At 71.6% G+C, this 14,437-nt stretch carries 16 protein-coding genes; 4 read left to right on the forward strand and 12 right to left on the reverse strand.

Translation table 11 applies throughout. From position 1 onward, the window contains the following. From VF330_RS17375 to VF330_RS17410, 8 genes are all read right to left on the reverse strand, one after another. Positions 1–858, reverse strand: an 858-nt coding sequence (locus VF330_RS17375) for a cation-transporting P-type ATPase (protein ID WP_330852650.1), incomplete at its 3' end; no start/stop codon positions are given. Then, positions 839–1,240, reverse strand: coding sequence for a CBS domain-containing protein (locus VF330_RS17380; protein ID WP_330852651.1), 402 nt, complete (start codon positions 1,238–1,240; stop codon positions 839–841). The genes VF330_RS17375 and VF330_RS17380, both read right to left, overlap by 20 nt. Then, entirely contained in the window at positions 1,237–1,692 is a 456-nt protein-coding gene (locus VF330_RS17385) for a universal stress protein (protein ID WP_330852652.1), read from the reverse strand. The genes VF330_RS17380 and VF330_RS17385 overlap by 4 nt, the downstream gene beginning before the upstream one ends. A gap of 15 nt (positions 1,693–1,707) precedes the next feature. Further along, positions 1,708–4,296, reverse strand: coding sequence for a GNAT family N-acetyltransferase (locus VF330_RS17390; RefSeq protein ID WP_330852653.1), 2,589 nt, complete (start codon positions 4,294–4,296; stop codon positions 1,708–1,710). 12 nt (positions 4,297–4,308) lie between these two features. After that, positions 4,309–6,570, reverse strand: a complete 2,262-nt coding sequence (locus VF330_RS17395) for a heavy metal translocating P-type ATPase (protein WP_330852654.1) — start codon at positions 6,568–6,570, stop codon at positions 4,309–4,311. Further along, complete coding sequence (locus VF330_RS17400) at positions 6,567–7,070, reverse strand: universal stress protein (protein WP_330852655.1); 504 nt, start codon at positions 7,068–7,070, stop codon at positions 6,567–6,569. Before VF330_RS17400 ends, VF330_RS17395 begins: the two co-directional genes overlap by 4 nt. Before the next feature lie 71 nt (positions 7,071–7,141). Continuing rightward, a complete protein-coding gene (locus VF330_RS17405) occupies positions 7,142–8,350 on the reverse strand; it encodes an MgtC/SapB family protein (protein ID WP_330852656.1) in 1,209 nt (402 codons plus the stop codon). Between the two features lie 3 nt (positions 8,351–8,353). Continuing rightward, entirely contained in the window at positions 8,354–8,554 is a 201-nt protein-coding gene (locus VF330_RS17410; RefSeq protein ID WP_330852657.1) for a DUF1918 domain-containing protein, read from the reverse strand. A 150-nt stretch (positions 8,555–8,704) separates the two neighbouring features. Between VF330_RS17410 and VF330_RS17415 the strand changes: the two genes are divergently transcribed. Continuing rightward, on the forward strand, positions 8,705–9,151 hold the full coding sequence (locus VF330_RS17415) for a universal stress protein (protein ID WP_330852658.1): 447 nt from the start codon (positions 8,705–8,707) through the stop codon (positions 9,149–9,151). A 76-nt stretch (positions 9,152–9,227) separates the two neighbouring features. On the opposite strand, the gene VF330_RS17420 is transcribed toward VF330_RS17415, so the two are convergent. From VF330_RS17420 to VF330_RS17430, 3 genes are read right to left on the reverse strand one after another with little or no spacing between them, the layout of a single operon-like run. Beyond that, positions 9,228–10,103, reverse strand: a complete 876-nt coding sequence (locus VF330_RS17420) for a universal stress protein (RefSeq protein ID WP_330852659.1) — start codon at positions 10,101–10,103, stop codon at positions 9,228–9,230. Continuing rightward, a complete protein-coding gene (locus VF330_RS17425; RefSeq protein WP_330852660.1) occupies positions 10,100–10,669 on the reverse strand; it encodes an HPP family protein in 570 nt (189 codons plus the stop codon). Before VF330_RS17425 ends, VF330_RS17420 begins: the two co-directional genes overlap by 4 nt. Positions 10,670–10,697: 28 nt before the next feature. Further along, complete coding sequence (locus VF330_RS17430) at positions 10,698–11,333, reverse strand: hypothetical protein (RefSeq protein WP_330852661.1); 636 nt, start codon at positions 11,331–11,333, stop codon at positions 10,698–10,700. Between the two features lie 184 nt (positions 11,334–11,517). On the opposite strand from VF330_RS17430, the gene VF330_RS17435 reads away from it, so the two are divergent. The 3 genes from VF330_RS17435 to VF330_RS17445 all read left to right on the forward strand — a co-directional run bounded on the left by VF330_RS17435 (position 11,518) and on the right by VF330_RS17445 (position 12,743). Continuing rightward, positions 11,518–11,781 (forward strand): dsRBD fold-containing protein, encoded by a 264-nt coding sequence (locus VF330_RS17435; protein ID WP_330852662.1) that lies wholly within the window; start codon positions 11,518–11,520, stop codon positions 11,779–11,781. A gap of 10 nt (positions 11,782–11,791) precedes the next feature. After that, on the forward strand, positions 11,792–12,007 hold the full coding sequence (locus VF330_RS17440) for an SHOCT domain-containing protein (RefSeq protein WP_330852663.1): 216 nt from the start codon (positions 11,792–11,794) through the stop codon (positions 12,005–12,007). A 79-nt stretch (positions 12,008–12,086) separates the two neighbouring features. Further along, positions 12,087–12,743: a response regulator transcription factor gene (locus VF330_RS17445; RefSeq protein ID WP_330852664.1), complete on the forward strand. Its 657-nt coding sequence runs from the start codon at positions 12,087–12,089 to the stop codon at positions 12,741–12,743. Here the strand turns inward: VF330_RS17445 and VF330_RS17450 are convergent. Further along, on the reverse strand, positions 12,740–14,419 hold the full coding sequence (locus VF330_RS17450; RefSeq protein WP_330852665.1) for a GAF domain-containing sensor histidine kinase: 1,680 nt from the start codon (positions 14,417–14,419) through the stop codon (positions 12,740–12,742). The genes VF330_RS17445 and VF330_RS17450 overlap by 4 nt on opposite strands. Between the last annotated feature and the right edge of the window lie 18 nt (positions 14,420–14,437).

Genomic DNA, 14,437 nt, shown 5'->3' on the forward strand with positions numbered 1-14,437 from the left:
GAGGGCCACCGCCGCCGTCACCATCTCCGCCACCGGTTCTCCGCGCAGCACGCCGACCACGACGCTGAACGCGGCCAGTCCCAGGATCACGACCGTCAGCACCTGGCTGAAGTGCGCGAGCTTGCGGGTCAGCGGTGTCTGCACGGACGTGGTCGTGTTCACGAGCCGGTGCACGCGGCCGATCTCGGTCTCCGCGCCGGTGGCCACCACGATCCCCCGGCCGCTGCCGGAGGTCACCAGTGTTCCGGAGAAGGCCATGTTCGCCCGATTCGCCAGCGCCGTGTCCGGTGGCAGCACGAGCGGGTTCTTGGCGGACGGCGCGGACTCACCGGTCAACGCCGACTCGTCGACCCTCAGCTCACGCGCCCCGACCAGGCGCACGTCCGCCCCCACCTGGTCACCGGCGTCGAGCAGGACGACGTCGCCGGGCACCAGCTCCGCCGACGGCACACGCACCGGCACGCCGTCACGCACCACCGTCACCTCGGTGCGCACCATCGCCACCAGTGCGTCCAGTGCCTTCTCGGCACGCGCCTCCTGGACGAAGCCGATGATCGCGTTGACCACGACGACGCCGAACACCACGGAGGCGTCCACGACCTCGCCGAGGACCGCGGTGATCGACGCGGCCGCCAGCAGGACGTAGATCAGCGGGTGGTGCAGCTGCAGGACCAGCCGCACCACCCAGCTCTGCCCGCGCCGCTGTGGCAGCTCGTTCGGCCCGAGGTCGGCGATCCGCCGCCGCCACTGCGCCGTGGTCAGGCCGGTGTCCTGGTCGGTCTCCGCGAGCACGACGACCTCGGGTACCGGCAGGCCGTGATGGGCGACGTCCTCCCGTTCAGCCGTGGTGACCGGCATGCTCGGCTCGCAGGTGGGGATCGTCGTGGCTGATCGCCTCGAGCACGTCTCGCGTCGTGGCCATGCCGAGCACCTGCCCGTCCCGGAGGATCGGCACGCAGGAGACCTCGTAGAAGCTCATGGCGGTGAAGAGCGTCTCGGCGTCCATCTCCGCGCCGGCGGTCAGTTTCGGCGGGGTCATCACCTGTTCGACGTGGAGCGGAGGCACGGCGTCCGCACCGCCCGCACAGCCGGGCTTCGTGACGATGCCCAGGAACACGCCCTGGTCGACGACGGGCAGCACCGCGAGGCCGTAGTCGTCCATCAAGCCTTCAGCGTGCCGGGCGAAGTCACGCGGTCCCACGGTCACGAGCGGTCTGGTCACCACGTTCCCGGCCCTCACGACGTCACCTCGGCGAGCTCGCGGTCCGCGACGGGGATGACGACGACCGGGGCGTGGGCGTGCCGCACGCAGTGCAGGCTGGTCGAGCCCAGCACGAACTGCCGGATCGGGTGGCCGGTGCGCGAGGCCACGACCAGCATCGCCGCGCCTTCCGACGCCGCCTCCAGCACCTCGGCGGCATAGCCCCGCCGGCTGTGCCGGATGATCTCGGGCAGCTCGGTGCGCCCAGCCGAGACGATCCGCAGTGCCTCGTCGAGCAGCGCTTCCGACTCCTTCCCGGCCTGCGCCGCGGTGACCTCCCGCCAGTCCGCCAGTGGCTCGTAGTTCCACGCGTTGACGACGTTCAGCGGGCAGCCGCGCACGACCGCCTCGTCCATCGCCCACCTCAGCGCGCGTTCCGATGCCCGTGTCCCGTCGACACCCACGACGATCGGGGCCGAAGTCGTGCTCATGTCGTCCTCCTCTTGTCAGTGCTTCAGCTGCCGCAGGAACGGGTCCGTCCGCCGGATCTCGGCCACACGCACCCTCGCGTCCACGACCAGGCAGCCCGTGCCGGTCACGACGAGCGGGTTGATGTCGAGCTCCGCGACCTCGGGCAGAGCGGCGGCGAGCTCGGCGACGCGCATCAGCACGTCGCGCACCGCCTCCGCGTCCACGTCCGCGAGAACGCGGCCGGCTGCGCGGAACCCGTGCACGAGATCGTCGGCGTCCGCTGTGGACAGTGGTGCGAGGGCGGCGGCGCGGTCGTCCACCAGGTCGGTGTCCACGCCACCGAGGCCGGTGACGACGAGCGGCCCGAACTTCGGGTCCGTCACGACACCGACCAGCAGCTCCCGGCCTCCACCTGCCATCGGCTGCACGAACACGCCGCGCAACCGGTCGCCGAACCGTTCCTGGAACCCGCGGAACGCCTCCGCCACGGCGCCTTCGCCGAGACCGAGTTCCACGCCACCGCCTTTGCTCTTGTGCAGCAGGTCGTCCGCCAAGGCCTTGAGGGCGACCGGTGTGCCGAAGGTCCGCTGGGCGGCGACGGCGTGCTCTGCGGTGGTGGCGAGCGTTCCGCCGAGGACGGGCAGGCCGAACGCCTTCAGCAGCCGCACCACCTCGTCCGGCGGGAGCCAGCCCTCGCTGTTCCTGGCGACCACACCCTGCGCGGTCTCCAGGTCGATCCCGCCGAGATCGGTGAAGTCCCTCGGCCGGTCGAGCCATTCGGCGCGTTCGACGAGCCGGGCCAGCGCCGCCGCGGCACGGGCCGGCTCGGCGAAGCACGGCACGTCGCCCGGGAGGCACTCGGTCTGGCCGGTGCGCACCGCGAGCACCGGTTTGCCGTGGACGCGGTGCACTCCCCCGGTCGGATCGCCGAGCGCGGTCGGCACGGTCACGGTGATGATCGCGCCCACGGCCGGGTCCGCGGCGACGATGTCCAGGCAGGTGGTGAACTCGGCCTCGTCGACCACCGCTGTCGTGTCGACCGGGTTGTGCGTGCTCGCCGCGGCGGGCAGCAGTTTCCGCAGCTCCTTCATCGTCGTCTCCGACAGCTCGGCCATTCGCAGGCCCTCGTGCACGCAGGCGTCGGCGGCCAGCACGCCGAGACCGCCCGCGTTGCTCAGCACGGCCACCGACCGGCCACCGGGAACCGGTTGCCAGCTCAGCGCCATCACCGCGTCGACCAGCTCGGGAACGCTGTCGACGGCGATCACGCCTGCCTGCCGGAACAGGGCGTCGCGGGTGACCGACGGCGTCGCGGTCGCCGCTGTGTGCGAGGCGGCGGCGCGTTGCCCCGCCTCGCTCGTGGCCGATCGGATGGCGAGGACGGGTTTGTGGCCGGCGACCTCACGTGCCAGGCGGGCGAACTTGCGCGGGTTGCCGAAGGACTCCAGGTACAGGGCGACGATCCGGGTCTCCGCGTCCTGCCCCCACCACATCAGCAGGTCGTTGCTGCTGATGTCGAGCTTGTCCCCGGTCGACACGAGTCCCGACAGGCCCAGGCCGAGGCGTGCCAGCTCCTCCTGGACCGCGATGGCGATCCCGCCGGACTGGGTGACCAGGCCGACGTGACCCGCGAGCGTGCCGTTCGCGGAGAACGTGGCGTTCATCCGCACGGCAGGCGCGCTCGTGGCGACGCCCAGGCAGTTCGGGCCGACCAACCGCATGCCGTGAGCGCGGACCGGTTCGAGCAGCTCCTCGGCATCCACACCGGAGGAGATGACGACCAGCGCCCGCACTCCGCGACGACCGCATTCGTCGGCGATGCCGGGCACCGCCTTCGCCGGCACGCAGACCACGGCGAGCTCCGGTGCCTCGGGCAGTTCGGTCACCGAGGCGTAGCAGTCCACTCCCGCGACCGACTCGGTGTGCGGGTTGACCGCGTACAGGTCGCCGGTGAACGAACCCTCGACCAGGTTGCGCAGCACGGCATGTCCCACCGAGCCGGGGGAACGACCGGCGCCGACCACCGCGATCGAGCCGGGCCGCAGCACGTGGGCCAGACTCGCGACCTCCCCGACCCGCTCGCGCTCGGCCACCGCGTCGAGGTAGCGCTCGCAGGGCTGCAGTCCGAGGTCGACGTGCACGACGTCGCCGTCGGACACGACCGTCCACACCAACCCCATGTCGGTGAACACCCGCAGCATCCGGAAGTTGATGGTGAGCACCTCGGCCGTGAAGCGGCGCAGACCGCGGCCGCGAGCGAGCGACACGAGGTGTTCCAGCAGCAGCGTGCCGACACCGTGGGCCTGTTCGGCGTGGGACACGACCAGCGCCACCTCTGCGATGTCGGACGCACCGGTGACCACGTAGCTGGCCGCGCCGAGCAGTTCGTCACCGCGCAACGCTCCGACCACCACGTGGCCGGGTTCGTCCGGCGACACCATGCGCTGCACGAAGTCCTCGAGCTGCCGCGGAGACGTGCTGAAGAAGCGCAGGTACCGGTCCTCGGTCGGGAGTGACCGGTGCAGGTCGAGCAGCGCCGTCACGTCGCCCGGTCCGAGCTCGCGCACCGTCACGACGGTGCCGTCGGTGAGGAGTGCCCGCACCGGCACCACTTGCAGTTCCATGTCCGTCCTCTTTCAGCGGGGCTCGGCGAGCACGAAGTAGCCTTCTTCTTCCTGCGCGAAGTGCAGGCGCAGCACGGCATCCAGGCCGTAGAGCGTGGCGCGCAGGTCGTCGACCTGGTCCGCGGACATGCCGCCGGACTCGCTGAGGTGCCTGCCGAGCCGCCGCGCCAGCCGTTCGATCTCGGCGTGGCCCCGGCTCATCGTCACCGTGGCCTCCTGGTCGCCGAACTCCGCGGCCAGCGCCGGGTAGAGCTCGTGTTCCTCGGCTCGTTCATGGGGCAGCAACCGGTCGGTGAGGAGCCGATGCGCCCGGTGCACGGCCTCGTCCGCTTCCACGCTCATGCCCGTGCGCAAACTGTCGGCCGCTTCCCGGACCGCGTCTCGTGCTTCCCGCAGCCCGGCGTGTTCCGCGTCGAACCGCGCCAGCAACCTGGTCGTGGCGGAGCGCAACTTCGCGCGCCGCGGCGGGAGAAGCGCTCGCAGGGAGTACAGGATCACGGCCGAGTCGATCGCCTCCTGGACCAGCGCACCGCCGACGGCGGGAAGCAGGCCGAACGCGGCGAACCCCATCGCCACCAGTGCGAGTCCCATGCCGGAGGCCGCGCTCTGTGTGGCGATGCGTCTGGCGCGGGCAGCGATGTCCACGCCGTCGGCCAGCCGGTCGATGCGGTCGTCCAGGATGATCGCGTCGGCGGCCTGCGCGGCCGCGGCACTCCCCTTGTTGCCCAGCGCCACGCCCACGTCGGCGGCGGCCAGTGCCGGCGCGTCGTTGATGCCGTCGCCGACCATGACGGTCACACCACCGGCGCGTTCCTCGCGAACGCGCGCGACCTTGTCCTCGGGAGCACACCGCGCGACCACGTCGTCCAGCCCCAGCAGGAGCGCGACGTCCTGGGCGACGGCCAGCCGGTCGCCGGTCAGCATCACCACCCGGCGCAGCCCCGCCGAACGCAGGCGCCGCACCGTCCTCGCCGCTTCCCTGCGCACCGGGTCCCGCAGCAGCACCGCGCCGACGAACCTCCCGTCGGCTTTCACCCACACCGGGGTGGACGCGTCCAGCAAGGCCCTGCCCGCGACCGCGTGCTCCCAGTCCTCGGCCAGTGCCCCGTCGTGGTCGCCGACGAACACCTCGGAAGACCCGACGCGCCCGTGGACGCCGTGTCCAGGCCGCTCACGCACGTCCTGCGCAGGTTCGAACGGCACACCGGCCGTCCTCGCCGCCTCCACCACGGCCGAGGCCAGCGCGTGCGCGGACAACTGCTCCACGGCGGCCGCGGTCGCCAGCACCCGGTGCGTCGTCCAGCCGGGTGCCGGCACGACGTCGACCACGACCGGTCTTCCCATCGTCACCGTGCCGGTCTTGTCGAGCACCGCGATCCGCGCGCTGCCCAGCGCCTCCAAAGCCCGGCCGTCACGCAGGACGACACCGTTGCGCGAGGAGCGCGACATGCCGGCCGTGATCGCCACCGGTACCGCGAGGAGCAGTGGGCACGGGGTGGCGGTCACCAGCACGGCGACCGCCCGGTCCCACTCGCCTGTCATCAGCACGGCCAGTCCCGCGACCGCGACGGCCACGGGCAGGAACACCGCGGCGATGCGGTCGGCGATGCGCACGATCGGCGCGCTGGTGGCGGCCGCTTCCTCGGCGAGCCGCACGACGCCGGCGTAGGTGCTGTCCCGCGCCGTCGCGGTGGCCCGCAGGTCGACCGCGACCCCCACGGCGACCACGCCGCTGCGCACCCGTTCACCGCGAAGGCGTGCCGCCGGTTCCGGCTCTCCCGTGAGCGCCGACTCGTCGAACGTCGCGTCCGCGAGCAGCACGGCGTCCACGGGAACGACCTCACCAGCACGTACGACGACGACGTCACCGGGTTCGACCGCGTCGACCTCGACCTGGCGCAGGTCGCCGCCCTCACGCACCTGCGCGTGCCGCGGTGCGCGCTCCAGCAGCGCGCTCAGGTCCCGGTGGGCCCGCCGTCGCGCGTACTCGTCCAGGGCGTGCCCGGTACCGATCATGACCGCGACGACCGCGCCCGCGAGGTACTCCCCGACCGCGAGCGTTCCCACCAGGGCGAGCACCGCCAGCACGTCCGCGCCGAACCGCCTCGCGCGCAGGTCGTCGATCACCCACCAGACCGCGGGGAGGATGGCGAGGACCGTCGCGGCGGCCCACCAGATCCGCGCACTCGACGGGTCCCGCAGCCACACCACTCCTCCCGCCGTGGTGACGAGCACCACGGCGGCCAGGAACAGATGGGCGGTACGGGTGTTCACAGCAGCGGTCCCGGAGTCAGGGGCGCGGCGACCGAGGTCGCCGGGTGCTCCTGCTCGACCTTCGGCTCGCGGATCACCACCACGGGGCAGAACGCGTGGTGCACGCAGTAGGAGCTGACCGAGCCGAGGACCACCTCGGCGATGGGGCCGGCACCCCGGCTGCCCACGACGAGCAGCTCGGCGTGCTCGGACGCCTCCGCCAGAACCGCCCTGGGGTCGCCCTCGACGAGAACGGGGCGGATCTCGACGCCCTCGAACCCCTGCACGGCCTGGTCGAGCTCGGCCTGCCGGGCGGCTCGCACGTTCTCCGGCGACATCCGCAGGCCGATCTCGGCGGGCAACGTCCCGATGACGATGCCGTTGTCCGGGCGCCACGCGGACACCGCGTCGACCCGGCACCCGCGCCGCCGTGCGTCGTCCACCGCCCAGCGGAGGGCCTTGCGAGCGGCGGGTGATCCGTCCACACCGACCACCACGGGCCGGGATTCCTTCTCGCTCATGCACTCCAGCCTCGCGGGCCGGGAGACGGGCGGTGAGTGGCCGGGGTCCCGCGGGGTCCGGGACCTTCGTCCTACCAGGCCATGCCCAACGCCACCGCCGCCACAGCCGGTGTGAGCCAGGCACCCAGGCGCAGCGCGAACCGCGGCCCGCCGGTGGCAGTGGCGAGAACGAGCTTCACGACGGTGTTCGTCGCCAGCGCGGCACCGCACGCCACCACTGCCGTGTGCACGGGAATCGACTGCGGGGCGAGAGAAGCAGCCGCGATGGCGGCGGCGTGGGCATCCGCGAGACCACCCAGGGCACCGGCGGCGACCACTCCCCCACCACCCAGCCAGTCGGCTGCCGCACGGGTCACGACGAGGAACAACACCAAGATCGCGGCCAGGCTCACCGCCGCCTTGATCGACATGGGTCTGTTCGTCGCGGCCTCGTCGTCCTCCGCCGGTCTCGTCCGCCACACGAGCCAGGTGACCTCCACGAGCAGGACGGCGGCACCGGCACCGGCCGCGGGCAGCAGCCGCAGCGCGACCGGCGGGCTCGCCACCGCCGTCACCGCGACCATCTGGACGAGCGTGGCGACGTTCACGGCCACTGCGCCCGGAAACGCCGCTGCGCCGGCGGCCCGGTACTTCCGGCCCATCACCGCGGTGGTTGCCGACCCCGACACGAACCCGCCCGCGAACCCCGTCACGAGCAGTCCCCAGCGCTGACCGAAAGCCCGCGCGGCGACGTACCCGGCCCAGCCGATCACCGTGACGGCCACGACCAGCCACCACACCCGCGCCGGATTCAGGACACCGTACGGGCCCAGGGGCCGGTTCGGCAGCAGCGGCAGCACCACGAACGCGACGACGAAGAGGATCATCGCGTCGCGCACGTCCCGGTCGCTCACCACGTTGCGGGCGAAGCGGTGCAACGGGCGTTTCGCGGCCAGCAGCACTGCGACCACCACCCCGGCGGGCACCGCGAGTTCGGGCCGTTGCCAGGCGAGCGCACCCAGCAGGAACGCGGTCAACGCCGCGATCTCGGTGGTCGCTCCGGGCTCGGAGGTGCGCAGGTACCAGGCGATCACCAGCGCCGCCACCGCGGCGAGCGCGACACCCAGCGCGACCGGCCCCAGCGCCGCACCCACCGCACCGGCCAGCGCGATCAGCGGGAACGTCCGCGAGCCCGCTGGTCTGGTGGAGTCGCGCGCGTTGTCGTGCTCGCGCTCCACCCCCAGCAACAGCCCGATCGCGAGCGCCGTCGCGAGGTGGACGAGCGCGGCGGTGAGCTCCACCGCTCAGCCCGCGCGCAGCCGTGCCGCCTCGTCCTCCGCCGTGACGACGTGCGCGTCCGGTCCGGGGAACACCAGCGCCTCGTGCCCGTCGTCGAGCCATCGCACCAGGTAGGGCGGCATCCCGTCCTCGTGGCGCACCTCGACGATCAACCCGCGTCGGCCGCCGTGGTCGACCACCAGCCAGTCACCCGTCGTCGCTTTCACCGTCACACCTCCCGCTCGAAGTCCCCGACCGAGCGTTCGCCGTCACAGCGCGCCGGAGCAGTGCGGATGGGCTCAGCGGCTTCGTGACGTTCGTCCCTGCCCGCTGCTTCCCGCGGCGGCGACGCTCGTGGTGAGCGATGGGAGAAGGCGATGAGGACACCCGTGATCCTGGTGGGCGTGGACGGGTCCACCGAGTCGAACGCCGCGCTGCGGTGGGCGTTGCAGGAGTCCGCGCGCTTCGGTGCGCGAGTCGAGGCGATGCTGGCCTACCACCGGGAACCCGTGTTCGTACCGGCTACGTCGATGGGCCTGCACCCCTACGGCGAACGGCCGCAGCGGCACCCGGCGCAGGAGCTGCACGACGCCGTCGAGCAGGCCCGTGCCACCGTGCCCGGAGCACCGGACGTCGCCGAGACCGTGGTCGTCGGCGACGCGGCCGGTCATCTTGCGGAAGCGTCCAAGCACGCGGCACTGCTCGTGATCGGTACGCACGGCCGGGGCGCGCTGACGCAGGCGCTGCTGGGCGGGGTGGCCGCGAAGTGCCTCAAGCACGCAGAATGCCCGGTCGTCGTCATCCCGCCGCGCGCCATGCGGTGATAGCGCAACCAACGTTCATCGTGCGAGCCGTGGCTCCCCTGCGGAAGGAGCCACGGCTCGCACCGGACCGGCGGCCTCAGGCAGGCCGCACGATCGCCAGCGGGCACGGCGAGTGGTAGACCATCGCCTGACTCGTCGAACCGAGCAGCATGCCGGCGAACCCGCCGTGCCCGTGGCTGCCCACGACCACGAGCTGCGCCTCGGCGCCGTACCGCATCAGTGCGCGGACCGGCCGGTCCCGCAGCACCACCCGGTGCACCGCCACGTCCGGGTACTTCTCCTGCCACCCGGCCAGCCGCTGCGCCAGCAGTCGTTGTTCCTCCGCCTCGACCTGGCCCCAGTTCACGGTGAACCGCGACGCGCTGTACGCGCTCTCCACCATGAAGTCCTGCCAGCACAGGATCGCGGTGAGCGGCGCCTGCCGCATCGCCGCTGCCTCGAAGGCGAACGCCAGCGCGGCCTCGCTCGTCGGCGAACCGTCCACTCCGACCACGACCGGGCCGCCGGGCACCTCGGTGCCCCGGACCACCACCAGAGGGCACTTCCCGTGTGAGGCGAGGGCGAGCGCGGTGGAGCCGATCATCAGGCCGGTCACGTTTCCGAGCCCCTGCGAGCCGAGCACCATCAGCCGCGCCTCCCGCGACTCCTCGATCAGCAGGTGGTTCGCCGAGTCGCAGACGACTTCGGTGGTCAGCTCGATGTCGGGCGCCACGGCCCGCGCGGCCGCGACCGCCTCGGTGAGCCAGCCGTGTGCCTGGTCCTCGATCGCCTGCCGCAGCTCCAGTCCGGTCATGACGATCTCCGGGTAGCCTCTGACCGGCAGGGCGTATCCGTGCACCAGGCGCAACGGGGCGTGGTGGCGGGCGCAGTCGTCGGCGGCCCATCTCACCGCGGCGAGTGCGGACGACGAGCCGTCGACGCCGACCACGACCGGGGCCGAGGGTCCTTTCATCGTTGTCCTCCTGTCAGGACGCGGACTCGGAGCACACCGTGCACCGAGCCGGCGAGGGCGTTGAGCACGCGTTCGGTTTCCTCGTCCGCGTTCTGGCCGCCGATCACGGCTTCACCGTCCTCGACGACGACCGTCCACTTGCGACCGCCGCCGTACAGGTCGAGCACGCGCTGGACCTCTGCCGACACGGTCGTGTCCGTCCTCGCGACGGCTCGCACCAGGTCGCGGCGCGTGACGACGCCGAGAACCTCCGAGCCGTCCACGATCGGGACGCACCGCACGCGGTCGTCGAGCATGGTGCGGGCGAGGACCTCCGCCGTCGCCTCGGCGTCCATCGCGAACGCGGGCGTGGTCATCACGTCGCCCACCGTGCTGCCGCGGGTCTCGTCCACGTAGCCGTTGCGCAGCAGGTCGGCCTCGGTGACGATGCCGACGAGCCTCTTGTCCTCGTCGACCACCGGCAAAGCGGTGAAGCCGTGCGACACGAGCAACGCCGCGGCGCCGCGCACGGGCACCTCCGGGGTCACCGTGATGGCCGGACTGGTCATGATGTCGCGAGCACGCATGGCGCTCCTCCCTTCTCCGCTTTCGACGCTAGGAGTGCGCCGCACCGGAAGACGCTGCCGTTGGTCCCGCACCATCCGGGTCCTTGGCACCGACGACCAGCACGGCCTGCGGGAAGCCCGCGAGACCGTGGCGCTCCACCAGTCCGGCCCGCCACTGCTGCCGGTGCATGAGGTGGACGACAGGCCGGACTCTCATCCCGGCGGAGCGCGCGGCGAGCACCGCGCCCTGCAACGCGGCTCCGCCGCGCACGTGGTCCGCACGCCCGTCTCCGACCGTCACCACCACGAGCGTGCCGTCGTCGACGGGGTGCAGTTCGGTGCCGGCCCAGTGGTTGGCGGTGACGAGGTCACGGGCTTCGCCGTCACCCGTGCCCTCGTGGAACGTCGTCGCCCGGTGCTGACGGAGTTCGTCGGGCCTGGGCGGTTCGCGCCGGTCCGCCTTCACGACCGCGACGAGGTCCGGGTTCGCGTGGTCGTGCGGGAAGACGATCTTGGCGTGCCACCCGGCCGCACGGACGGCCAGCACGACGTGCTCCAGCGCGGCACCGCACGTCAGCAGGCGGTCCATCCCCAGCGGGTCGTGCGACGACCTGTGCGGCACCTCGTACAGGTAGACGGACCGGCCGTGCAGCTCCAGCACCCACGGCTTGCTCCCGCTGTACACGGGCGCTCTCCTGGCGGCTTCCACGATTTCCGCCGCTTCGGCGGCACTCCAGCGCATACCTCGACCATCCGGCCGGCGGCGGCGTACCGGACAGGGCGCAGAGTCTCGCCCCGCGAGGGTCGTTCGACTCTGCGCGCGCCGAGGTGGAACGCCGGACTCTGGAACTCCCGAGCGAGGAGGTCCCATGAGCACCGCCAAGAAGTGGACGGTCGACATCCACATCGACGAGCACGAGTCCAGCACCAGGGCGGAGGCGCGCCTGCACACCGCGGACGACACCCACTTGGTCGGCGTCGGGTTGGCCCGGCTCAACCCCACCGACAGCGACGTCCCGGAGATCGGGGACGAACTCGCTGCCTCGCGGGCGTTGGCGGACCTCGCGCACCTGCTCCTCGACGCGGCTCTGAACGACCTCGGGGCCACCGTCGCGGCACAGCCGGGGAAGTGAGGGACACGTCATGCACCCGTACTACGGTTCCCCGATGGGCTGGGGTGGCATCGTCCTGATGACGCTGGCCATGATCGTGTTCTGGGGCGGGCTGCTGGCGGTGGTCGTCGTCCTGTTGCGCAGACACGACGGGACCGCCCTGCGCATCCTCGAGGAGCGCCTGGCCAAGGGTGAGATCGACGTGGACGAGTTCGACCGCGTCCGCAAGACCTTGCGCTCTCGATGATCAGAGTCTTTGGTCCCTGTGACGGCCCGTCCTGCTGGAGGATGGTTCATCAGGTGTCGGTGACGGAGAGGTGGTCGTGATGGTCGCGCGCGTGTTCCTGGTGGACGACCACGAGGTGGTTCGAGTCGGGATCAGGGAACTGCTGAGCGCCCAGGAGGGCCTTGAGGTAGTCGGCGAGGCTTCCTCGGTCACCGAGGCCCTGACGAGGGTTCCCGCGGTGGAACCGGACGTCGCGGTGCTCGACGTGCGGCTGCCCGACGGCAACGGGATCGAGCTGTGCCGCGAGCTCCTGTCGCGCGTGCCGGACCTCAAGTGCCTGATGCTCACCTCGTTCACCGACGACGAGGCGCTGTTCGACGCCATCATGGCGGGGGCGTCGGGTTTTGTGCTCAAGCGCATCGTCGGCAGCGACCTCGTGCACGCCGTGCAGACCGTGGCAGCCGGCGGATCACTGCTGGACGCGCGCTCGACGGCCGCGCTGTTGAACCGCATCAGGCGGGAACGAGAGCAGGGCGACCCGGTGCGCATGCTCACCGAGCAGGAACGCACCGTGCTCGACCTCATCGGCGAGGGACTGACCAACAAACAGATCGCGGACAAGATGTTCCTGGCCGAGAAGACCGTCAAGAACTACGTGTCGCACCTGCTCGCGAAGCTGGGTCTGGAACGGCGGACGCAGGCGGCCGTGCTCGCCTCCAAGCTGAGCAGCAAGCCGGCGCCGCGCGAGGACGGTTAATCCAGCGGTACCTGCCAGATCACCCTGGTCCCGCCACCCGCTTCGGCCGAGGCGGTACAGGTGCCTCCGTAGCCCGCCGCGCGCTGTTCGAGGTTCCTGAGGCCGCTGCGGGCGACGTGTGGCGGCATGCCCACCCCGTTGTCGACCATGCTGATGACCAAGACGTCGCTCGCCTCCACGGTGAGCGTCATCTCGGTGGCGTGCGCGTGCCGGAGTCCGTTGCTGACGAGCTCGCGGACCACGGCCTCGGCGTGTTCGCCGATGTGGTCGGGAACGAGGTTGTCGATCGTGCCGCTCATCCGCACCGCGGGTGAGACGGGTGTGCTCTCGGTGAGCTCGGCGACGATGCCGAGCAGCCTGCGCCGCAGACCGGTGTCGTCATCCGCCGCCTGCAGGTCGAAGATCGAGGTGCGGATCTCCAGCACTGTCTCGTCGAGGCTGTTCACGGCCTTCTGCACGCGACGCTTCGCTTCCGGGTGGTTCACCCACATCAACGCGCCCTGCAGGCTCATGCCGGTGGCGAACAGCCGCTGGATGACGTGGTCGTGCAGATCGCGGGCGATGCGGTCACGGTCCTCCAGCACGTCCACCTGCCGCCGCGCCCTCTGGTTCTCCGCGAACTCCAGCGCGACCACCGCCTGGTCGGCCAGAGAGGCGAGCAGCGGCATGAGGTCCGGCCCGAACGCCACCGCCCCCTTCTCCCGCACCGTCACCAGCAAGCCGGTCACCGTCGTGCCCGCGCGCATGGGCACGACCACGCAGGCACCCGGTTCGGATCCATCGGTGCCGAACAGGCCGTCCAGGTCCTCGACCAGCACCGGTACGTCCGACTCCAGCACCTCGCTGAGGATCGTCCCCGCCGGGTCCATCGTTTCGTCGACCAGCTGCGCACCGGCCTGCGCCACGGCTCGCAGTCGCTGTTGTGACCCTTCTGCCAGCAGGACGACCGACGAGTTGGCCGAGGCCAGCTCCAGCGAGCGGTGCGCGATGAGCTGGAGGGCGTCATCGGCCGACGCGCCGCCGAGGAGCTGCGAGTTGATCTCCGCGGTCGCCTCCAGCCAGCGCTCTCGCAGCCGTGACCGCTCGAACAGACGGGCGTTCTCGATGGCGACGCCCGCGGCCGCTGCCAGCGCGGCCAGCACCACCTCGTCGTCCGGGGTGAAGTCGGTGCAACCCTTCTTCTCGGTCATGTAGAGGTTGCCGAACACCTCGTCGCGGACACGCACCGGCACGCCGAGGAAGCTGTGCATCGGCGGGTGGTTCGGAGGGAAGCCGACCGAGGCCGGGTGTTCCGCGAGGTCGTGCAGGCGGATCGCCCTCGGGTCCTTGATCAGCAGTCCGAGCAGGCCCTTGCCTTCCGGCAGATGCCCCATGTGCGACCGCGTCTCCGGGTCGATTCCCACGTAGACGAACTGGGAGAGGTTCTCCCGCTGGCCCAGGACGCCCAGGGCCCCGTACTGCGCCCCGACGAGCTCGACGGCTGCCTGGACGATGCGCTGGAGGGTGGAGTCCAGCTCCAGGCCGGCTCCCACCGCCAGCACGGCGTCGAGAAGGCCCTGCATCTTGTCCCGCGTCGATCCGATCTCGGCCAGCCGCTCGCGCATCTCGTCGAGCAAGTCGTCCAGCCTCAACCCGCCGAGGAGGCTGCGCGACTGGCTCTCTGCTGGACCCGTCATGGTCCATGAGCCTGGCAC

This window comes from Lentzea sp., from assembly GCF_036380075.1.
Taxonomy (GTDB): domain Bacteria; phylum Actinomycetota; class Actinomycetes; order Mycobacteriales; family Pseudonocardiaceae; genus Lentzea.

Coding starts and splice junctions, on each gene's coding strand:
- VF330_RS17415 (WP_330852658.1), top strand. CDS start 8,705: ATGAGGACACCCGTGATCCTGGTGGGCGTGGACGGGTCCACCGAGTCG.
- VF330_RS17425 (WP_330852660.1), bottom strand. CDS start 10,669: ATGCGTGCTCGCGACATCATGACCAGTCCGGCCATCACGGTGACCCCG.
- VF330_RS17440 (WP_330852663.1), top strand. CDS start 11,792: ATGCACCCGTACTACGGTTCCCCGATGGGCTGGGGTGGCATCGTCCTG.
- VF330_RS17450 (WP_330852665.1), bottom strand. CDS start 14,419: ATGACGGGTCCAGCAGAGAGCCAGTCGCGCAGCCTCCTCGGCGGGTTG.
- VF330_RS17390 (WP_330852653.1), bottom strand. CDS start 4,296: ATGGAACTGCAAGTGGTGCCGGTGCGGGCACTCCTCACCGACGGCACC.
- VF330_RS17435 (WP_330852662.1), top strand. CDS start 11,518: ATGAGCACCGCCAAGAAGTGGACGGTCGACATCCACATCGACGAGCAC.
- VF330_RS17400 (WP_330852655.1), bottom strand. CDS start 7,070: ATGAGCGAGAAGGAATCCCGGCCCGTGGTGGTCGGTGTGGACGGATCA.
- VF330_RS17445 (WP_330852664.1), top strand. CDS start 12,087: ATGGTCGCGCGCGTGTTCCTGGTGGACGACCACGAGGTGGTTCGAGTC.
- VF330_RS17385 (WP_330852652.1), bottom strand. CDS start 1,692: ATGAGCACGACTTCGGCCCCGATCGTCGTGGGTGTCGACGGGACACGG.
- VF330_RS17420 (WP_330852659.1), bottom strand. CDS start 10,103: ATGAAAGGACCCTCGGCCCCGGTCGTGGTCGGCGTCGACGGCTCGTCG.